At 69.4% G+C, this 19,009-nt stretch carries 16 protein-coding genes and 1 pseudogene; 7 read left to right on the forward strand and 10 right to left on the reverse strand.

Annotated elements, in window-relative coordinates:
• Nucleotides 1-6 precede the first annotated feature (6 nt).
• Nucleotides 7-783 carry an enoyl-CoA hydratase gene (locus BKK81_RS28735; RefSeq protein ID WP_071019970.1) on the reverse strand — a complete coding sequence of 259 codons (777 nt, stop codon included), beginning with the start codon at nucleotides 781-783 and terminating at the stop codon, nucleotides 7-9.
• A gap of 451 nt (nucleotides 784-1,234) precedes the next feature.
• Here BKK81_RS28735 and BKK81_RS28740 point away from each other — a divergent pair, with 451 nt between their 5' ends.
• From BKK81_RS28740 to BKK81_RS36620, 3 genes are all read left to right on the forward strand, one after another.
• Nucleotides 1,235-1,516, forward strand: a complete 282-nt coding sequence (locus BKK81_RS28740; protein ID WP_071019973.1) for an H-NS family nucleoid-associated regulatory protein — start codon at nucleotides 1,235-1,237, stop codon at nucleotides 1,514-1,516.
• Between the two features lie 174 nt (nucleotides 1,517-1,690).
• On the forward strand, nucleotides 1,691-2,617 hold the full coding sequence (locus BKK81_RS28745) for a crotonase/enoyl-CoA hydratase family protein (protein WP_083384513.1): 927 nt from the start codon (nucleotides 1,691-1,693) through the stop codon (nucleotides 2,615-2,617).
• A gap of 120 nt (nucleotides 2,618-2,737) precedes the next feature.
• Complete coding sequence (locus BKK81_RS36620; RefSeq protein WP_071019976.1) at nucleotides 2,738-3,172, forward strand: hypothetical protein; 435 nt, start codon at nucleotides 2,738-2,740, stop codon at nucleotides 3,170-3,172.
• 81 nt (nucleotides 3,173-3,253) lie between these two features.
• Here the strand turns inward: BKK81_RS36620 and BKK81_RS37130 are convergent.
• Nucleotides 3,254-3,343, reverse strand: a pseudogene (locus tag BKK81_RS37130) (copper-binding protein); the annotation flags it as partial.
• Between the two features lie 264 nt (nucleotides 3,344-3,607).
• Nucleotides 3,608-3,877 carry a hypothetical protein gene (locus tag BKK81_RS28755; protein ID WP_156811475.1) on the reverse strand — a complete coding sequence of 90 codons (270 nt, stop codon included), beginning with the start codon at nucleotides 3,875-3,877 and terminating at the stop codon, nucleotides 3,608-3,610.
• A gap of 317 nt (nucleotides 3,878-4,194) precedes the next feature.
• Here BKK81_RS28755 and BKK81_RS28760 point away from each other — a divergent pair, with 317 nt between their 5' ends.
• From BKK81_RS28760 to BKK81_RS28770, 3 genes are all read left to right on the forward strand, one after another.
• Nucleotides 4,195-4,872 (forward strand): heavy metal response regulator transcription factor, encoded by a 678-nt coding sequence (locus tag BKK81_RS28760; RefSeq protein ID WP_071019981.1) that lies wholly within the window; start codon nucleotides 4,195-4,197, stop codon nucleotides 4,870-4,872.
• 56 nt (nucleotides 4,873-4,928) lie between these two features.
• A complete protein-coding gene (locus BKK81_RS28765) occupies nucleotides 4,929-6,359 on the forward strand; it encodes a heavy metal sensor histidine kinase (RefSeq protein WP_197524077.1) in 1,431 nt (476 codons plus the stop codon).
• Nucleotides 6,360-6,705: 346 nt separating this feature from the next.
• The gene (locus BKK81_RS28770) at nucleotides 6,706-7,113 is read left to right on the forward strand and encodes a VOC family protein (protein WP_071019983.1); all 408 of its coding nucleotides are present in this window, start codon (nucleotides 6,706-6,708) and stop codon (nucleotides 7,111-7,113) included.
• Nucleotides 7,114-7,167: 54 nt separating this feature from the next.
• Here BKK81_RS28770 and BKK81_RS28775 read toward each other — a convergent pair whose 3' ends face one another.
• The 4 genes from BKK81_RS28775 to czcI form a co-directional block, all read right to left on the reverse strand.
• Nucleotides 7,168-10,368, reverse strand: coding sequence for a CusA/CzcA family heavy metal efflux RND transporter (locus BKK81_RS28775; RefSeq protein WP_071019986.1), 3,201 nt, complete (start codon nucleotides 10,366-10,368; stop codon nucleotides 7,168-7,170).
• Nucleotides 10,369-10,381: 13 nt separating this feature from the next.
• Nucleotides 10,382-11,884, reverse strand: a complete 1,503-nt coding sequence (locus tag BKK81_RS28780; RefSeq protein WP_071019988.1) for an efflux RND transporter periplasmic adaptor subunit — start codon at nucleotides 11,882-11,884, stop codon at nucleotides 10,382-10,384.
• Nucleotides 11,885-11,909: 25 nt separating this feature from the next.
• Nucleotides 11,910-13,220, reverse strand: a complete 1,311-nt coding sequence (locus BKK81_RS28785) for a TolC family protein (protein WP_083384514.1) — start codon at nucleotides 13,218-13,220, stop codon at nucleotides 11,910-11,912.
• A gap of 83 nt (nucleotides 13,221-13,303) precedes the next feature.
• Nucleotides 13,304-13,678 carry a cation efflux protein, CzcI family gene (gene czcI / locus BKK81_RS28790; RefSeq protein WP_231908123.1) on the reverse strand — a complete coding sequence of 125 codons (375 nt, stop codon included), beginning with the start codon at nucleotides 13,676-13,678 and terminating at the stop codon, nucleotides 13,304-13,306.
• Nucleotides 13,679-13,893: 215 nt separating this feature from the next.
• On the opposite strand from czcI, the gene BKK81_RS28795 reads away from it, so the two are divergent.
• Complete coding sequence (locus tag BKK81_RS28795) at nucleotides 13,894-16,419, forward strand: heavy metal translocating P-type ATPase (RefSeq protein ID WP_083384515.1); 2,526 nt, start codon at nucleotides 13,894-13,896, stop codon at nucleotides 16,417-16,419.
• A 41-nt stretch (nucleotides 16,420-16,460) separates the two neighbouring features.
• On the opposite strand, the gene BKK81_RS28800 is transcribed toward BKK81_RS28795, so the two are convergent.
• The 3 genes from BKK81_RS28800 to BKK81_RS28810 form a co-directional block, all read right to left on the reverse strand.
• Nucleotides 16,461-17,447, reverse strand: a complete 987-nt coding sequence (locus BKK81_RS28800) for a GNAT family N-acetyltransferase (RefSeq protein ID WP_156811476.1) — start codon at nucleotides 17,445-17,447, stop codon at nucleotides 16,461-16,463.
• Nucleotides 17,448-17,596: 149 nt separating this feature from the next.
• Nucleotides 17,597-18,049, reverse strand: a complete 453-nt coding sequence (locus BKK81_RS37135; protein WP_083384516.1) for a CzcE family metal-binding protein — start codon at nucleotides 18,047-18,049, stop codon at nucleotides 17,597-17,599.
• 63 nt (nucleotides 18,050-18,112) lie between these two features.
• Nucleotides 18,113-19,003 carry a polysaccharide deacetylase family protein gene (locus BKK81_RS28810; protein ID WP_071020001.1) on the reverse strand — a complete coding sequence of 297 codons (891 nt, stop codon included), beginning with the start codon at nucleotides 19,001-19,003 and terminating at the stop codon, nucleotides 18,113-18,115.
• Between the last annotated feature and the right edge of the window lie 6 nt (nucleotides 19,004-19,009).

Consider the following 19,009-nt stretch of genomic DNA (forward strand, 5'->3'; position numbering starts at 1 on the left):
CGCCGGCTAACGTTGCGCCAGGCGCTTGAAATCGGGCCGGCGCTTCTCGGCGAAGGCCTGGAAGGCTTCCCTCGCCTCGGGGCTGGCCAGCCGCTGGGCGAAGGCCGCGCCCTCCGCTTCGATCTGCGCCGCCAGCTTGCCGGCATCGCGCATCAGGCGCTTCATCGCGCCCAGCGCGCCCTGCGGCTTGGCGGCGAGCGCGTCCGCGACGCGGCGGGCCTCGCTGCGCAGGGTAGCCGCCGGCACGATCCGGTTGGCGATGCCCCAGGCAAGTGCCGAAGTGGCGGGCAGGGGCTCGCCGAGCGCAAACATTTCGAAGGCCCGCGCGTGGCCGATGCGCTGGGGCAGCAGCAGGCTGGACGCCGCCTCGGGTACCAGCGCGAGATTGATGAAAGGGGTCGTCAATTCGGCGCCCTCGGCCAGCAGCACGTAGTCGCAATGGAGCAGCATCGTGGTACCGATACCGACCGCCTTGCCCTGGACCGCTGCCACGATCGGTACCAGCGCGTTGGACAGGCTGTGCAGGAAGCGCGCGACATGGCGTTCCTCCGGCCCTTTGCCAACGGCCTGTGCGGCGAATTCCGCCATGTCGTTGCCCGCGGTGAAGAGGTCACCGTCGCCCTGGATCAGCACGACGCGGACTTCGGCATCGGTGGCGGCACCCGCGATGGCGTCGGCCAGCGCGCCATACATCTCATTGGTCAAGGCATTCTTCTTTGCGGGGCGGGCAAGCGTGAGAGTCAGCACGCCTTCGGTGAGGTCGATATCGAGGTCGGTATGCATGGAGGTGTCTCCGGTTAGCGATGTATTTCGCATGCGAAGTATAAATGTTTCGCGCGCGAAGTAAACCGGCGGATCCAGTTGATTCCCCCTCGGGTGATGCGCACGCCACGCTTCGCGGGCGGCCAGATGCAACAGCGTCGCCGCGAGTCGCGCAGGACAGGAATCGCCGCGCCCCTTGTCGTTTCCCGGATGCGCTTGCGCGCGCTGCGTGGCGCCATCGGAAAAGCAGTTGAAATCAGGGACTTGGCGTCTCCGCCGCAGCAAGGCCGAAGCACCCCTGCCCGCGCCCGCGGACCCTTGCTGCACCGGCGGCAACAAGAGTACGGGCAATTCCGCATCGTATGACGGCTGTCTACCTGTAGAATCCCCGCCATGGGGCGGTCGCCGGTCTGGCCGCTCCCTCACGTTCGCCCGCGCGGCGCGTCAGTCCGCGGGCTTCTCGGCTATATCAATGTCAGAGTTTGAAACTGCCAGGCTCGCAGCGGCAGCATGGGTGCGCGAGCAGATGGATCGCCATGGCTTGACGCTGGAGGATCTCGTCGAAGCAGGGTGTTTCCCCGGCAGCGTCGCCACGGCGGAGGCTGAGGCGCCGCCGCCGGTCCCGGCGTCCGCCCCGATGGCGCTTTACCGCAACGCCCTGGGCCAGTCCTGGGACGGCACCGGTGAATACCCCGATTGGTTGCAGCGCGCCGTCAATGCCGGCCAGTCCATCGAGCATTTCCGCGTCGCATAGCCCGGCCATGCGCTTCTTCCGCTGAGTCGCCAAGGCTGCCCAGCCTCCTTGAATGCGGCACCGCACCTTGTGGGCCGTCGTCCGTCGCTGCTCTAATGGCACGATGCCCGCGCCGGCCGCAGGCCGTCGCCGGGTGCTTTCCTTGGGAATCCCGGCAGCACGGAGGAGGCAATCATGGTGTTCACGACCCTGAAGCTGGAGGTGGAAGACCGCCTGGCGTTCATTACGCTGAACCGGCCCGAGCGGCTCAATGCCATCGATGCCGCCATGCCCGGCGAGATCGCGCAGGCGGTGGCCGCGGCCAATGACGACGAGCGCGTGCACGTGATCGTGCTGCAAGGCGCCGGCAAGGCATTCTGCGCGGGCTATGACCTCAAGGATTTCGCGGAAGGTGACCGCGAGCGCCGCTATACGCAGCCCATGCCATGGGACCCGATGCGCGACTATCGCCTGATGCGGGCCAATACCGACCACTTTTTCAGCCTGTGGCGCTCCTACAAACCGACCCTCTGCAAGGTCCATGGCTACGCCGTGGCCGGCGGCTCGGACATCGCGCTATGCGCCGACCTGCTGGTGATGGCCGAGGATGCCCGTATCGGCTATATGCCGGCGCGCGTCTGGGGGTGCCCGACCACGGCGATGTGGGTATACCGCATCGGCGCGGAGAAAGCCAAGCGCATGCTGTTCACCGGCGACGTCATCGATGGCCGCACCGCGCAGTCCTGGGGCCTGGCACATGAGGCGGTGCCGGCCGCCGAACTCGACGGGGCCGTGCGCCGGCTGGCGGAGCGCATCGCCGCGGTGCCGAAGAACCAGTTGATGATGCAGAAGCTGATGATCAACCAGGCCTACGAGAACATGGGCCTGCACAGCACGCAGACGCTGGCCAACCTGTTCGACGGCATCGCGCGGCATTCCCCCGAGGGCATGTGGTTCAAGGGTTATGCCGAGCGCTATGGCTTCGCCGCCGCGGCCGAGTGGCGCGATTCCGGCCGGCCGATTCCCGAGCCTATGCCGGGCGCCGACCTCGATCCGCTGATGCCGCCGCCCGAGGCCGGCGCGCGTTCGCGCTGGTCGTCCAAGGACGGCGGGGACGTGTAAGTATGGCGAAGGAATGGTGCCGGTCCATGGCCGGGCAGGCGCTCAATTTTCGCCCGGCGGAACCGTAGAAGGTGGGAGAGCCGTCCCGGCGTGTCCCCAAACCTTCTCGGAGATCAGCGGATGTCCAGTATTCCCCTCATTCAACCCCAGGTGGCGGCGCAGGCCGGCACCTCGGCCAAGGCGCAGTCACCCGTCAGCGGCGACACCTCGGCCGCGGCCACCTCCCAAGGCGCAACGGCGCCACCGGCTGTGGGCCAGGCTGGTGCCGGGGCCGCCGGTGGCAGCGGTTCCAGCACGGGCAGCTCTACGACCGAGGCGCAACTGAGGAAGCAGATCGCCCAATTGCAGAAGCAATTGCAGGAAGAGGAGACCCGACTGCAGGCGCTGCAGGCAAGCAAGATGGACGACAAGGCGAAGGCGGCGGCGGTGTCCGCGCTGCAGACCGAGATCGCTTCCACGTCCGCGGCACTGCAGTCTGCGATGGCGGCACTGGCCCAGTTGCTGAATGCCTCCGGCTCCAGTGCCAGCGGGGCCCTCTTGTCGACCACGGCCTGATCCCGCCGACCGCCAGGGCGCGGGCTCGATGGCGGTGACGGTCAGCAGGCCATCCCGCCGCTCGACGGCGAAGCGGGCCATGTCGCCTGCCTTGGCGGCATTGATCCAGGCGGGATCGGCGACCTGGAACACCATCGTTCTGGCCTCCATGTCGAGCTTGGCGAGGGCCATGCTCGATGGTCGGCGTGTCCATGTGGATGCGCTTGCGGTCGTCCTCCACGGATTCGATACGTGGGACCAGGGGTCTGGCCGGCGTTGTCCGACGGATGCGCCTTCATGCCCGGCGCGAACTCGCGCTCGACCGGCTCGGCCACCAGATGGGATTCGCTCCAGCCGTTGCGCATGCGACAAGGCAGGCGTCGTCACCGGTCCCGGGCGGGGCGCCACTGAGTGCGCAGAGGCCGCAGAGGCTGCAGTCGCCGTGGGGTCGGAGCCCTAGCGCGGGAGCGGTGCCTTGCCGGCGTCGGCGGCGCCGTCCGGCGCAGCCTTGGCGGCTTTGTGGCAGTGCGGCGCGGTGCCCGCATCATGCGCGCTGGTCAGGCTGGCGCGCGTTTCCATCAGGACGGCGGCGTGATGCGACGCCATCGACACGCCCACCCCGGCCTCCTGCGCGGCGGTGCCGACCATCATGGCCGCCGCCGCGCCCTGGAAGGGAAGCGCGAACACGGCGAGACACAACAGGAAGCAGCGCAGCAAGCGTTTCATCGATGGGGATTGGTCAGGCGACTGGAGGCGTACCGCGCCGGCAATCGGAGGCCGGCATCGGCCGCATTGGGTTGCATCGGCCGCATTGTTCGCATCAACCGCAAAGACCGTGGCGCGAACCAAACCGTATCAAATGCGGTCAATTGGTCATTATACCGGTTTTTCTTGCGTCATTTTGCTGACATCAGCATGACAAAGCTGCAATGTTCGCTTCCGCAAGGCCTGGCTGCGGTAGCGTATCGCCACCGGACCATCGCTGCGGAAAGCCGAGGCCAGAGGCGCCCGCCGTGCGGCGGGCGTGAACCAAGAGTGAGACCATGCGCATCCTGATTGTGGAAGACGAGCCGAAGGCGGGTGACTACCTGCTCAAGGGGCTGACCGAGTCCGGCTTCGTGGCCGACCTTGCCCGCGACGGCATCGACGGCCTCGCCCATGCGCGCGGGCAGGCCTATGACCTGATCGTGCTGGACGTGATGCTGCCAGGGCTGGACGGCTGGCAGGTGCTGCGTGAATTGCGCCGCGACCGCGATACCCCGGTACTGTTCCTGACCGCGCGCGATACGCTGCCGGACCGGCTCAAGGGGCTCGAGCTCGGGGCCGACGATTACATGATCAAGCCCTTCTCCTTCGCCGAGCTGGTGATGCGGATCCGCACCATCCTGCGGCGTGGCCCGCTGCGCGAGAGCGAGCTGATCGAAGTGGCCGACCTGCAGATCGATACCGTGCGCCGCCGTGTCACCCGCGCCGGGCAGAAAGTGGAACTCACCTCGAAGGAGTTCGCGCTGCTGCAGCTGCTGGCGCGCCGGCGCGGCGAAGTGCTGTCGCGCTCGCTGATCGCTTCCCAGGTCTGGGACATGAACTTCGACAGCAACACCAATGTGGTCGACGTGTCGATCCGCCGCCTGCGCGCCAAGGTCGACGAGCCGTTCGAGCAGAAGCTGATCCACACGCGGCGTGGCATGGGCTATGTGCTGGACGAGGAGGGCTTGTCGTGAGCGGCGCAGGCGAGCCGGACCAACCCGCGCCGCTGCGGCAGGTGCCGGCGGCCGGCCTGCGGCGGCGGCTGCACCAATCGTTGACGGTCCGCCTGGCGCTGGCCTATGGTCTCGCCACCGTGGCCATCCTGGTCGGTGTCGGCACCTACCTGACACGCGGCCTGGCCGCGCAGCTCGAGGAGCGCGACGAAGGCGATCTGATCGGCGAGGTGCTGGTGGTGCGCCACCTGTTGCGCGAGGTGGGCTCCGTGGACGAGGTGCGCCAGGACTCCCATCGTTTCTCCGACCTGGCCCTGGGCCACGAAGGCCTGATCCTGATGGTGCGCACGCGCCAGGGGGAAACGCTGATCAACTGCAATCCGCGCCACGAACAGGTGCCGCCGCTGCGCGTGCTGCCCGCCGAGGCGACCCCTGAACGCGAGGACCTGCAGGTCTGGCATCCTCGCAACGGCGTGGCGTCCAGCGGCATCGCGGCGCTGGGCCGGATCGGCGACAGCGATGAGGCGGTCGAGATCGTGGTGGCGCGCGACGCGGGCTACCGCGCCGTGCTGATGGGTGCCTACCAGCGCCGCATGCTGTGGGCCACGCTATGCGGGGCGGGCGTGGCGGCCGGCCTCGGCTGGCTGCTGGCGTGCCGTGGCCTGCGGCCGCTGCGCCGCATGGCCAAGGAGGCGTCGGCCGTCACCACCAGCCGGCTGGCGACGCGCCTCGACACCGGCCGCGCCCCGGCCGAGCTGCGCGACCTGGCCGATGCGTTCAACGGCATGCTGGCAAGGCTGCAGGACAGCTTCTCCCGTCTGTCCGAATTCTCGGCCGACCTGGCCCACGATTTCCGCACACCCATCAGCAACCTGATCGGCCAGACCCAGGTCACGCTGGCGCAGCCGCGTGCGCAGCAGGAATACGAGATGCTGCTCGAGTCGAACCTGGAGGAGTATGAGCGCCTCGCGCGCATGATCGAGAACATGCTGTTCCTGGCTCGCGCCGACCATGCGCAAGTCGCGCTGGACCTGCGCCCGCTCGACGCCCGCGCGGAAATGGAGAAGGTGGTGGACTACTTCGAGGCGGTGGCCGCCGAACGCGACCTGGCGCTGGAGCTGGCCGGCAGCGGTACCGTGCGTGCCGACCAGACCCTGTTGCGGCGGGCCGTGACCAACCTGGTCGAGAATGCCTTGCGCCACTCGCCGGCCGGCAGCCGGGTCGGCATCGAGGTGGCGAGCGCTGACCAGGCGACCCGCATCCGCGTGACCAACGGCGGCGCGGGCATCTCGCCGCAGACCTTGCCGCACGTGTTCGGCCGCTTCTACCGGGGCGACCCGGCGCGCAGCAACTCGGCGGGCTCCACCGGGCTGGGGCTGGCCATCGTCGACAGCATCATGCGGTTGCACGGCGGCACCGTGACGGCCTCCAGCAGCGCGGGCGAGACCGTGCTCGAACTGATGTTTCCCTACGGGGCCGGCGCTCAGGCCCCACGCGGCGGCGCCTGAGCGCCTGGCCGGCTGCCGCCCTCAGGGGGTGGAAAGTGTCGGTCCGCTGGTGGCGCAGCATGCGCGCGCACATCATGGGGAGCGCCTGCACTGTGGTCCATGGCTCACCCGCCTGCAAGGACGGCGCGGGCGCGGCGCAGCACGCTGGCACGCTGGCACGCTGGCACGCGATGGCCGTCCGATCTCTCGATTTGATTCTTCGAGTATTCCTGCAAGGCTGAAATCCGCTTGCAATCAAAAGTTACCGGAAATACCAGGGCCAGGCGGGGATGCCGCGCGCCCGCAACCCGGCGGCGTCATAATGCCTTCACCGGCAGTCAGCCGGACCCACGACAGGAGAGACGCGATGCAGGTACAACCTTATCTGATCTTCGGCGGCCGCTGCGAAGAGGCAATGACGTTCTACGGCGCGGTGCTCGGCGCCAGCGTGACGTTCATGATGCGCCAGAAGGAAGCCCCGGCCGGCGGGCCGCCGGTGCCGCCGGGGTGGGAAGAGAAAATCATGCATGCCAACCTCCAGGTCGGCAGCAGCCAGATCATGGCCTCGGACGGCATGCCCGGCCAGCCGGTCTCCTTTGCCGGCTTCAGCCTGTCGCTCGATCCGGCCTCGGTCGAGGAGGCGCAGCGCCTGTGCGCGGCGCTGGCGGACGGCGGCACCGTGCTGATGCCGGTGCAGAAGACCTTCTGGGCCGAAGGCTTCGGCATGGTGCGCGATCGCTTCGGCGTATCGTGGATGCTGAACGTCGTGCCCTGAAGCCCGAACGCCGGGCCGGCCCGGCCGCACGATAGCCGCCGGGCCGGGCTGGCGTCATCCGGCGGCAGGCAGCTCGCCGTCGGCGTGCGGGGTGCTCGCCACGGACGCCGATGGCGCGGTGTCGCGCCGGTGCGCAAGCCGGTACAGTACCGGCAGCACCAGCAGGGTCAGGGCCGTCGAGGACAGGATGCCGCCGATCACCACGGTGGCCAGCGGACGCTGCACCTCCGCGCCGGTGCCGGTGGCGATCGCCATCGGGACGAAGCCGAGCGAGGCCACCAGCGCGGTCATCAGCACGGGCCGCAGCCGCGTCAGTGCACCGTCGCGCACCGCCTCGTCCAGCCCCAGGCCCTGCTCGCGCAGCCCGCGCACGAAGGACAGCATCACCAGGCCGTTGAGCACCGCGACGCCCGACAGCGCGATGAAACCAACCGCCGCCGAGATCGACAGCGGGATGCCGCGCAGCCACAGGGCCAGGATGCCACCGCTCAGGGCGAAGGGGATGCCGGTGAAGACCAGCAGGCCGTCCTTGAGGTTGCCGAACATGCTGAACAGCAGCAGCAAGACCAGCAGCAGCGCGACCGGTACCACCACCTGCAGGCGGGCGGTGGCGGACTGCAGTTGCTCGAAGGTGCCGCCCCAGGTGATCCAGTAGCCGGTCGGCACCTTGACCTGCTGGTCCAGCGCGGCCATGGCCTGCGCCACGAAGCCGCCGACATCGCGCCCGCGCACATTGGCGCTGATCACGATGCGGCGCTTGCCGTTCTCGCGCGAAACCTGGTTGGGGCCGGGCGCCAACTCCAGCGTGGCCAGTTCGCCCAGCGGGATGTAGCTGGCGCGCGGCAGCCCCGCAGCCGCTTCGCCGGCCTTGGGCAGCGGGATCGGCAGGCGGCGCAGCGCCTCGACATCGGCGCGGATCCCTTCGGGCAGCCGCACGCCGATATTGAAGCGCCGGTCGCCCTGGTACAGGATGCCGGCATCGCGCCCGCCGATGGCGATGGCCACGGTATCCTGCACGTCGGCCATGTTCAGGCCATAGCGTGCCGCCTTGGCGCGGTCCACCTCGACTGTCAGCACCGGCAGCCCGCTGGTCTGCTCCACCTTCACCTCGCTGGCGCCCGGGATCCTGCCCAGCACGGCGGCGATCTTCTGCGCGGTATCTTCCAGCACGCCGTTGTCGTCGCCGAACAGTTTGACGGCGACGTCGCTGCGCACCCCGGAGATCAACTCGTTGAAACGCAGCTGGATCGGCTGCGAGAACTCGAAGCGGTTGCCCGGCAGCGTCTCCAGTTCGGCCTGCATCTGCTCGAGCAGCAGGGCGCGCGGCTTGGACGGGTCCGGCCATTGCGCACGCGGCCTGAGCATGACGTAGCCGTCGGAGGCGTTGGGCGGCATCGGATCCGACGCAATCTCGGCGGTGCCGGTGCGGGCGAACACGCGTTCGATCTCGGGGAACTTCGCCTTCAGCCGCGTTTCGATCTGCTGCTGCATGGCGATCGACTGGCTCAGGCTGGTGCCGGGAATGCGCAAGGCCTGCACGGCGAAGTCGCCTTCGTCGAGGCTGGGGATGAACTCGCTGCCCAGGCGCGTGGCGGTCAGGCCGGCCAGCAGCACGGCGGCGCCGGCGAAGGCCAGCACGACCGGCGTGTTGGCCAGGGTCCAGGCCAGCAGCGGCGCATAAAGGCGGCGTGCGCCCGCCATCAGGCGGTTCTCGCTCTCCGCCACGCGCTCGCCGATGAAGAGCGCCACGGCCGCCGGCACGAAGGTCACCGACAGCACCATCGCCCCCAGCAGTGCCAGCACCACCGTGAGCGCCATCGGGTGGAACATCTTGCCCTCGACACCGGTCAGCGCCAGGATCGGCAGGTAGACGATCATGATGATCAGCTGGCCGTAGATCAGCGCGCGGCGTGCCTCGCGCGAGGCGGCGAAGACTTCCTGGAAGCGCTCGGCCGGTGTCAGCGGCCGGCCGCGTTCCTGCTGGGCGTGGGCCAGGCGGCGCACGCAGTTCTCCACGATCACCACGGCGCCGTCGACGATGATGCCGAAGTCCAGCGCGCCCAGGCTCATCAGGTTGGCACTGATCTTGTAGGCTGCCATGCCGGTGAAGGTGAACAGCATCGACAGCGGGATCACCAGCGCCGTGATCAGCGCGGCACGCAGGTTGCCGAGGAAGAGGAAGAGGATGGCCACCACCAGGGCGGCGCCCTCCAGCAGGTTCTTCTTCACCGTGGCGATCGCCTTGTCGACCAGCACGGTGCGGTCGTAGACCGTCACCGCCCGCACGCCGGGCGGCAGCGTGCGGTTGATGGCGGCCATGCGGGCGTCGACCGCGCGCGACACGGTGCGGCTGTTCTCGCCGATCAGCATGAAGACCGTACCCAGCACCACTTCGCGGCCGTTGTCGGTGGCCGCGCCGGTGCGCAGTTCGCGGCCGAGGCCGACTTCGGCCACGTCGCGGATGCGGATCGGCTGCCCCTGGGCGGTGCCGACGATGACGTCGCGGATGTCTTCCAGCGACTTGACCTGGCCGGGCGCGCGCACCAGGTACTGCTCGCCGCGCCGCTCGATGTAGCCCGCGCCCACGTTGGCGTTGTTGCGCTCCAGCGCCTGCACCACGTCCTGCAGGCTCAGGCCGTAGGCGCCCAGGCGTTCGGGGCTGGGGGCGATCAGGTACTCCTTGGCGAAGCCGCCGATGGTGTTGATCTCGGTCACGCCGGGCACGGTGCGCAACTGCGGCTTGATGACCCAGTCCTGGATCTCGCGCAGGTCGGCCGGAGTGTAGGGCGTGCCGTCCGGCTTGCGCGCGCCGGGCTCGGCCTCCACGGTCCACAGGTAGATCTCGCCCAGGCCGGTCGAGATCGGCCCCATCTGCGGCACCACCCCCGGCGGCAGCTGCACCAGGGCCTCCTGCAGCCGCTGGTTGACCAGCTGGCGCGCGAAGTAGATGTCGGTGCCGTCCCGGAAGATCACTGTGACCTGCGAGAGCCCGTAGCGCGACAGGGAGCGCGTCTGCTCCAGGCCGGGCAGGCCGGCCATGGCGGTCTCGATCGGGTAGGTGACGCGCTGCTCGGTCTCCAGCGGCGAATAGCCGGCGGCGCTGCTGTTGATCTGCACCTGGACATTGGTGATGTCGGGCACGGCATCGATGGGCAGGCGCGTGTAGCTATAGAGGCCCAGCGCCGCCACGCCGAGCACGGCGAGCATGACCAGCCAGCGCTGCGCGATGGCGAAGCGTATCAGTCGTTCGAACATATCGCTCTCCGGTTCAGTGCGCGTGCTCGGCACCGGCCTTGCCCATCTCGGCCTTCAGCACGAAGCTGTTGCCGGCCACGTAGCGCCAGCCCGGCTTGAGGCCGGAGACGATTTCCACGCGCTTGCCGTCGCTGCGGCCGGTCTGCACCGGCTGCGCGAGGAAGCCGCCCGGCACGGCGACGAACACGCGCGCCTGTCCGCCGTCGGTCTGCAGCGCCTCGGCATCGATGGCGACCGGGACCTCGGTCTCGCTGCGCGTCACGCTGACCGTGACGAACAGTCCCGGGCGCCAGGCCATCTCGGGATTGGGCAGGGTGACGCGGGCGGTGGCCGTGCGGGTCTGCTGGCCGAGCAGCGCCCCCACGTAGGACACACGGCCCTCGGCCTTGCCGTCGAAGGCGGTCGAGGCGATCTTGACCTTTTCATTCATGCGCACGCTGTCCAGGTCCTTGGGCGCGATCAAGAACTCGGCCCACACCGTGGACAGGTCAGAGACCGTGAAGACATTGGCGTCGGCGGCTACCGCCTCGCCCAGCGAGAGGTGCTTCTCGACGATGACGCCGTCGAACGGGGCGCGCAGCTCGAAGCGGTTGAGCGCGCTGCCGCTGCGCGCCGCGCCGATGGCGTCGAGCTTCTGCGCGGCGTTGCTGGCGGCGATCTCGGCTTCCTGCAGGGCGGTACGGGCGGCGAGGAAATCCTGCTCGGCCGAGATGCGGTCCTGCCACAGCGTCTTCTCGCGCGCATAGGTGGTGCGTGCGAGTTCGAGGCGGCGCTGGGCGGCCAGCCACTCGCTACGCTGGTCCGACAGCGCCGTGCTGGCGATCACCGCGAGCAGCTCGCCTTTCTTCACGCGCTGGCCGAGATTGGCCGGCACCGCCTCCGCCACGCCGGCGAGGCGAGGCACCACGTGGGCGGTGCGATCCTCGTTGAAGCGGATTTCGCCGGGGAACTGGGCGCTGTCCTCGACGCGCGCGGGGCCGGCGGTGCGCAGCGTGAGCGCCGCCGACTGGATCTGCTCCGGCGTCATTTCCACCAGGCCCTCCTCGCTGCGCAGGCGCACCGTCGCGGCCTTGGCCCGGCCGGGTACCGCCAGGTCGAGGCGGATTTCGAAGGCATGCGGTTCCGCCACGGCCGTGGTGCTGACCAGGCCGTCCTTGGCGGCGCGGAAGGCGAGTGCTTCGCTGTCACCGGTCGGGCGCTGCACGATGCCTTGCAAGGTCACGCCCGCCGGCGCCAACGGCTTGCCCGCGGCCGTGGCCCACACGCGCAGGCGCGGTTCGCCGCCGTCTTCGGCCAGCAGGACCTCGAGCGTGTAGTCGCCATCGACGTAGCGCTTGCCGCCGTTGGGGCCGGTATCGGCCTTGGCGGCCCCGGCCTCGGCTGCATGCGCATGCCCGGCGTCGCCGTCGGCATGGGCGTCGGCACCGTCGCCGCTCAGCAGCAGGCCGCCGGCGGCCAGCGCGGCCGCTGCGGCGATGGCCGCGATCATCATCTTCTGTTGTCGGGTGATTGCCATGGATGAGATGTCCTGTGATGCGGCTTCAGCGGCCGAGAATGCCGTCGATGGCGGCGGCGGCCTGGTAGGCGCCGGCCAGCACGCCGAGGTAGCGGATGCGCGCCTGGAACAGCGTGCGCTGGGCATCGAGCACGTCCAGGTAGGTGAACTTGCCGGCCTCGAAGCCGCGCCGGGCGGCGCCATACGCCTGCTGCGCGCCCGGCAGCACGGTCGCGCGCAGCGTCTCGGCGGAAGTCCGCGCGACCGCCAGGCGGCTGGCCGCCTGGCGCAGTTCGGTGTCGAGCCGGACCCGCGTGGCACGGTACTCGTCCGCCGCCTTGTCGGCCTGCCGCAGCGCCGTGTAGAGGCGCCCCTGGTTGCGGTCGAACAGCGGCAGCGGCAAGGAGATGCCCAGCACCGGATAGGCGCCGCGACCGCTGCCGTTGTCGCGCTTGGCGCCGAGGCTCACCGTCAGGTCCGGGTACTGGCGGCTGCGTTCGACCTCGATCTCGGCCTGGCGGCGCTCCATCTCGCGCCGGCTGGCCAGCAGGGCCGGCGCGGCGTCGAGACCGCCCGCCAGCGAGACGTCGGCCGGGGCGGCGGGTACGGTCTGCAGGTCGCCACCCGCTTCGCCGAAGCCGGGCACGGGGCTACCCCACAGGCTGGACAGCGCCTGGCGCGCCTGTGCCAGGCCGGCCGTCGCCTCCGACAGTTCCAGTTCGGCATTGGCCTGCTCGACGCGCGCCTTGGTTTCCTCCAGCGGGGCGATCTTGCCGGCGGCGACGCGGCGCGCGGCGGCCTGCATGCCTTCGGCGGCGATCCCCAGCGTGCCGCGCGCAAGCGTGACGCGCTCCTGGGCGATCAAGAGTTCAAAGAAGGCGGCACTGACGGCCGCGCGCAAGCTGGCTTGCGTGCCCGCAAGTTGCGCCAGGGCGAGCTCGCGCGCCTTCTGCGCGGCGCCGACGCGCGCGGCACGCTTGCCGCCCAGTTCGATCGGCAGGTTGAGCTGCCCGGTGAGGGTGCGCGACGCTTCGCGCGTGTCCTCCATCTGCACAGCCACTTCGGGGTTGGGCAGCAGGCCGGCCTGGAGCACGCCGCCATCGCTGGCGGCCACCTCATGGCGAGCGGCGCGCAGTGTGTCGTTGTAGGCCACGGCCAGGGCCAGAGCGCTGTCGAGCGTCAGCACGCCGGTGGATTCCGCCGGCATGCCGGCTTCGGCTTGGCGCGAGGGCGGGATAGGAGGGGATGCCGCGGCGGCCGGCGAAGGCGGTGGCGGCAAGGGCAGGGCATCCTGGGCGGACGCCGCGGGGACGAGCATGGCTGCCGCCAGCCCGAGCGGGATCACGAGTGTTCTCATCGAATTGCACCGGTTTGGAAACGGGGAATTCGGCGAGACGAATCGGCGTCAGCAGGAAAGAGAGGTCGCGGTCGTCTCGCCGGCTAGGCGGGACGGGACCATTGGGGACGATCTGGTGCGCGCGCGGGCGCCGAGCGCCAGGTGGCCGCGAGCGGGTGGTATTGCAGCGTGGCGACGCCCGGCGCGGCCGACCAGTCGGTGGCGGGAACCAGTCCGTGCGAGCCGGCGAAATGGCACATGGCACAGTCGAGGTCGGGCAGCTTGGCGCCCTCGCCGTCGGCGTGGCCGGCGGTGGTCCGTTCCTGGTGCGCATGGCTGTGGTGGCCGAAATGCCGGCTCGACGCGGCCCCCTTCTCGTGCCCGCAATAGGCCGCGGCACCGGCCCAGGCGAGCTGGAGCGGCAGCAGCAAAGCGAGCAGGAGGATCAGGATGCGGCGCATGGCCGCGATTATAGCCATGGCCGGCGGCGGGTCGGAAGCCCCAGGCGTCTCGCGGCGCTTCCGCGCCATATATTAAGTTTGCGGCACATACAAACCTCGGTACGCGGTTTTTGTGATCCTTGAGGCTGAATTCTCTGCGCCGCAGACCGGATGCTTGACCCTGTAGTCGCTTCAGGGTCTTCAATAGCATCGAGCGCATCGAGCGCATGCAAAGCATCCAACGGATAAGAACCATGACCGATCAGGCACAGAACAAGCGGGAAGAACCGGGCTGCTGCGCCGGCCAGTGCCAGCCCCGGACGGCCGAGGCAAAGGGCGACGCCCCTCATCACGCACCCGGCCATGCGCATGGACAGGTCCAGCATGGGCACGCGTCCGGTGCTGGCAAGGCCTGCGGGCACGACCATGACGACCATGGTCATGTGCACGGCCACGACCATGAAGCCGGCCATGAGCCCCGCCACAGCCATGGCCACGAGCACGGCCACGAGCACACGCATGAGCACAGCCATGCCCACGGCGGCGATTGCTGCGCCGCCCCCGTCGCGCCCCGGGTAGCGCAGGCGGCGCCTCCCGGCACGCGCACGGTGCGCTACCGCATCGACGCCATGGACTGCCCGACCGAGGAAGCCCTGCTGCGCGACAAGCTGGCCGCGATGCCCGGGGTGGCGGCACTGGACTTCAACCTGATGCAGCGGGTGCTGACGGTTCATCACAAGCTGGCGTCGCTGGATTCCCTGGCGCGTGCCATCGAAAGCCTTGGCATGAAGCCGGAAGTGCTGGAAGCCGGCGCCGAGCCCGCGGCGGCGCCCGAGGCCGTGCGCAAGCCATGGTGGCCGCTCGCCCTGGCCGGCGTCGCCGCCCTGAGTGCCGAGCTCAGCGAGTGGGCCGGCCTTGCCGTGCCCTGGCTGCCGCTGGCCTTCGCGCTTGCCGCGATCGGCCTGGCCGGCCTGGACACGTACCGCAAGGGCTGGATCGCGCTGCGCCACGGCAAGCTCAACATCAACGCCTTGATGAGTATCGCCGTGACCGGCGCCATGCTGATCGGCCAGTGGCCCGAGGCTGCCATGGTGATGGTGTTGTTCGCCGTGGCCGAGCGTATCGAGGCGGCCTCGCTCGACCGCGCGCGCCAGGCCATCCGCGGCCTGATGGCGATGACGCCGGAGCAGGCCACCGTGCGCCAGGCCGACGGCGGCTGGCTGCAGGTCGAGGCACGCAGCGTGGCGGTCGGCGCCACGGTCCGCCTGCGCCCCGGCGAGCGCGTTCCGCTGGACGGCAAGGTCAGCCGCGGCCGCTCCACCATCGACCAGGCCCCGATCACCGGCGAAAGCGTGCCGGCGGAAAAAGGCGAGGGCGATGCCGTGTTCGCCGGCTCGATCAACCAGGCGGGCGAACTGGAATACGTCGTGACGGCGGTGGCCGCCGACTCGACGCTGGCACGCATCATCCACGCGGTCGAAGCCGCCCAGGCGAGCCGCGCGCCGACCCAGCGCTTCGTCGACCGCTTCGCCGCCGTCTACACGCCCGTGGTGTTCGCCGTGGCACTGCTGGTGGCGCTGGCGCCGCCCCTGCTGCTTGGCGGGGACTGGCTGGATTGGTGCTACAAGGCCCTGGTGCTGCTGGTGATCGCCTGCCCGTGCGCGCTGGTGATCTCGACGCCGGTCACGATCGTCAGCGGCCTGGCCGCCGCCGCACGCCAGGGCATCCTGGTCAAGGGCGGCGTCTACCTGGAGCAGGGCAAGGACCTGCGCTGGCTTGCGCTCGACAAGACCGGCACCCTCACGCACGGCAAGCCCGCGCAGACCGATTTCGCCGTGCTGGCCGGCGAGGAGACGCAGGTGCGGCGCATCGCGGCCAGCCTGGCGGCACGCTCGGACCACCCGGTCTCTCTCGCCGTGGCCCATGCCGCCGGCGCCGACGGCCTCGACCTGCTGGGCGTGGAAGCCTTCGAAGCCTTGCCCGGCCGCGGCACCCGCGGCACCGTTGCGGGCCGCCGCTATTGCCTGGGCAATCACCGGCTGGTGCATGAACTCGGCCTGTGCTCGCCCGCGCTGGAGGCCCGGCTCGAAGCGCTGGAGCGCCATGGCAAGACCGTGGTCCTGCTGGCCCTGGAAGGCGCACCCGGCGCGGACCATGGTGTGCTGGCCCTGTTCGCCGTGGCGGACACGGTGCGCGAAAGCAGCCGGCAGGCGATCGCCGAATTGCATGCGCTGGGTGTCAAGACGCTGATGCTGTCGGGCGACAACCCGCACACGGCCGCCGCAATCGCTGCGCAGGTGGGAATGGACGAAGCACGCGGCGACCAGTTGCCGCAGGACAAGGCCGATGCGTTGGCCGCGCTGGCGGCGACGCTGGAAGGAGGGGCCGGCAAGACCGGCATGGTGGGCGACGGCATCAATGACGCACCGGCGCTCGCGCGCGCGGACATCGGTTTCGCCATGGGCGCGGCCGGTACCGATACCGCGATCGAGACCGCCGACGTGGCGCTGATGGACGACGACCTGCGCAAGGTGCCCGCCTTTATCCGCCTCTCGCGCCAGACCTCGCGCATCCTGTGGCAGAACATCGTGCTGGCGCTCGGCATCAAGGCCGTGTTCCTGGTGCTCACGGTGATGGGCGAGGGCACCATGTGGATGGCGGTGTTCGCCGACATGGGCGCCAGCCTGCTGGTCGTGTTCAACGGGCTGCGGCTGGCCAGGCAGCAGGAAGCGCGGGCGCCGCAAGGCGCCGCCCGGCCTGCCGGCGGCATCGCCGCCTGACGCGACGGGCGGGCCGCCCGCGGCGCCAGATCAGCGCTGTCTCAGCGCAGTTCGGACTCGGAAGGCTCCAGCACGCTGCGCAGCTTGCCCAGCACCCAGTTGACCCACGGCGTGGTGTGGCGGTAGTAATTCCAGGTCGGTACCTGCTGCGCCCCCAGGATGCGCTTGAACTCGTAGGCGGTGGCGCCGAGCTCCATGTCGCGGTAGCCCTCGCGCGCACCCACCTCGACCGCGCGGATGAACATGGCGAAGTACAGGCCGTGCTGGTCGCTCTTGTCGTAGTCGAGGCCGATATAGCGGTTGACCAGGCGGCCGTTGCGCCCGATCAGCTGGGTGAAGCCGATCAGTTCATCCTCGTGGAAGAACAGCAGGTACTTGCTGATCGGCGCGGTCCGGCGGAAATACTCCGGGGTGAGCTTCTCGAACTTCAGCTCGGCCTTGTTGTATGTGTTCAGGTAAAGCCTGTGCACCGCCTCCACCAGCTCAGGCGCGAGGCCGTCGCACTCTTCATAGCGCAGCGTGCTCGCCTTCTTCAGCTTTCGCTTGAGCAGGTTGCGCCGATCGCTCTTGAGCGCGCTGAAGTAGTCGGGCCGCAGCGGCAGCACCGGCACCGGCAGTCCGGCCGCTTGCACGAAACCCGCCACCGGCAGGCCGTCGCCGAAGCCCTTGTAGGCGAGCAGGCTGCCGCGCGTCGACAGCGTGGCATTGATCAGCGCGAGGATATCGCTCGAGACCTCGCCATGGATGCGGCCGAAGTCCGCCGTCGGGCTGCCGATGCAGGCCAGGTTGAACTTGATCCAGCTCAGGCTGCGCTTGAGCAGGCCCGCCGGCAGCAGCGTGTCCAGGCGGAAGTCCATGACGAAATACGGCGCCACGGTCACCAGGGTGTCGTGCCGGTAGACGGCAAAGTAGCCGAAGCGGAACCCCTCGATTTTTGCCCCTTGGAAGGCGGTATAGAAGTCATACCCCTCTGCCTGGTCGCGCAGGAATACCTCCGGCGGCGTATCCAGATCTTCAATGCGTAACATGCGCTGCAACCCCTATCGCCAGCCGTACGATGCGGCGGCGGACCCGTTCTTGTGATGGAAAACCCTCACAGTTAGCGTCACCAGGTGGCCGAAGTTGACAGGGTAAACCCTAGGATATGTGGACCTCGCGTACGACAGGCGCGCACGCGTCATCCGCCGCTGAACATGCTGCCCGGGCGGATCCGCATCCAGATACCCAGCGCGGCAGGGATCCCGGAGAATTTGCGGACCCGTTCGAGAGCACCGGCGTCGGAGCACGGCGCGAAGGCCCAGGCTGCCTTCTGCGTGCCAAAGCGGAACGCTACCGACTCGCCGGCCTCGACGTCGATATTCCTCTGGCCCGGCGCGACCACGACGGCGCGCGAGACATTGCGGGCTGGACGCGCTCGCCCGGCAAGGGCCCTTGAGGCAAAGCGGATGATGGCAGGGGCGCGTCGGCGGCGCTGACCTCGGCGGGTACTGCGGCCAAGGCCAGGGTGCCGGCCAGCCCGAAGGCGGCCAGACCATTGCGAAACGGTGTCGTCATGCAGGTCTCCGGTCAGGATGCATGCGGGGATCGCATGCCGGAAACCGGCGCAGCGAGCGGTCGGCCACGGCAGCATGACCGCGCGATGACAGTCTCGTCAGGGGGACGCGGGGAGCAGGCGATCGCTCTGCGCGCAGCCTCAAGGCTGAATGATCAGCTCACCACTGCGCCCGGGGATGCTGCCCCAGCTCACGGGCAGCTGCGGCAGGGTGCTGCGGTCGAGATGGCGGTAGTAGGTGGCCATCGACACCAGCTCGTGCCCTTGCGCCCGCCAGCCCTGCAGCAGGCGCATGAAGACCGGCGCGAGCTTGCCGCCTTCCAGTTCGGTGTGCAGCGTGAAGACATGATCGCGGCCATCCGCGCTCAGTTTCAGCACGGCTTCGTGCACATTGTCCTCGGTCAGGCCGTCGACACCGATCAGTTCATCCAGGGTCGGCAGTGTGGTCGGCATCTGCACGTGGCGGCAGGGCCGGCCGCCCACGGTCGGGATGTAGGGCGAGACGCCGCGGCCGTCCGAAGCATAGGCCATGCCCCAGTCGTCGATCTGCAGGAAAGCCTCGTCGTTCATCTGCCAGCCGGCCGCGCCATGCGTCGGCGGCGCTTCGCCGAAGATGTCGACGAAGCGGTCGAAGGCGCTCTGCATCTGCCGGCGCGTCCAGGCTGCGTCGCGGCCGCGCACATTGTCCTGCCAGTAGACGTGGTCCCAGGTGTGGATGCCGCACTCGTGGCCGGCCGCCTGCGCGGCGCGCATCTGGGCGGCGCCGCGCCGGCCGATGTCCGGGCCGGGCAGCAGCACGCCGTACATCAGCGTGCGCAGCCCGTAGTTGGACACCACCGAGGTGCGCGAGACCTTCTTCAGGAAACCGGGACGGAACACGCGCCGCAGCGCCCAGCCGGTGTGGTCGGGGCCGAGGCTGTAGAGGAAGGTGGCTTCGGCACGCACCTTCTCCAGCATGTTCAGCAGGGCCGGCACCCCCTCGCGCGTGCCGCGCAGGGTGTCGACGTCCACCTTCAGGGCAATGCGTGCCATCGGCGC

Origin of the sequence: Cupriavidus sp. USMAHM13 (assembly GCF_001854285.1) — a bacterium.
In the GTDB taxonomy this organism is placed as follows: Bacteria; Pseudomonadota; Gammaproteobacteria; order Burkholderiales; family Burkholderiaceae; genus Cupriavidus; species Cupriavidus malaysiensis.

Excerpts from the sequence above, each read along its gene's own strand:
- BKK81_RS28735 (WP_071019970.1), bottom strand. The coding sequence starts at position 783 with ATGCATACCGACCTCGATATCGACCTCACCGAAGGCGTGCTGACTCTC.
- BKK81_RS28740 (WP_071019973.1), top strand. The coding sequence starts at position 1,235 with ATGTCAGAGTTTGAAACTGCCAGGCTCGCAGCGGCAGCATGGGTGCGC.
- BKK81_RS28745 (WP_083384513.1), top strand. The coding sequence starts at position 1,691 with ATGGTGTTCACGACCCTGAAGCTGGAGGTGGAAGACCGCCTGGCGTTC.
- BKK81_RS36620 (WP_071019976.1), top strand. The coding sequence starts at position 2,738 with ATGTCCAGTATTCCCCTCATTCAACCCCAGGTGGCGGCGCAGGCCGGC.
- BKK81_RS28755 (WP_156811475.1), bottom strand. The coding sequence starts at position 3,877 with ATGAAACGCTTGCTGCGCTGCTTCCTGTTGTGTCTCGCCGTGTTCGCG.
- BKK81_RS28760 (WP_071019981.1), top strand. The coding sequence starts at position 4,195 with ATGCGCATCCTGATTGTGGAAGACGAGCCGAAGGCGGGTGACTACCTG.
- BKK81_RS28770 (WP_071019983.1), top strand. The coding sequence starts at position 6,706 with ATGCAGGTACAACCTTATCTGATCTTCGGCGGCCGCTGCGAAGAGGCA.
- BKK81_RS28775 (WP_071019986.1), bottom strand. The coding sequence starts at position 10,368 with ATGTTCGAACGACTGATACGCTTCGCCATCGCGCAGCGCTGGCTGGTC.
- BKK81_RS28780 (WP_071019988.1), bottom strand. The coding sequence starts at position 11,884 with ATGGCAATCACCCGACAACAGAAGATGATGATCGCGGCCATCGCCGCA.
- BKK81_RS28785 (WP_083384514.1), bottom strand. The coding sequence starts at position 13,220 with ATGAGAACACTCGTGATCCCGCTCGGGCTGGCGGCAGCCATGCTCGTC.
- czcI (WP_231908123.1), bottom strand. The coding sequence starts at position 13,678 with ATGGCTATAATCGCGGCCATGCGCCGCATCCTGATCCTCCTGCTCGCT.
- BKK81_RS28795 (WP_083384515.1), top strand. The coding sequence starts at position 13,894 with ATGACCGATCAGGCACAGAACAAGCGGGAAGAACCGGGCTGCTGCGCC.
- BKK81_RS28800 (WP_156811476.1), bottom strand. The coding sequence starts at position 17,447 with ATGTTACGCATTGAAGATCTGGATACGCCGCCGGAGGTATTCCTGCGC.
- BKK81_RS37135 (WP_083384516.1), bottom strand. The coding sequence starts at position 18,049 with ATGCTGCCGTGGCCGACCGCTCGCTGCGCCGGTTTCCGGCATGCGATC.
- BKK81_RS28810 (WP_071020001.1), bottom strand. The coding sequence starts at position 19,003 with ATGGCACGCATTGCCCTGAAGGTGGACGTCGACACCCTGCGCGGCACG.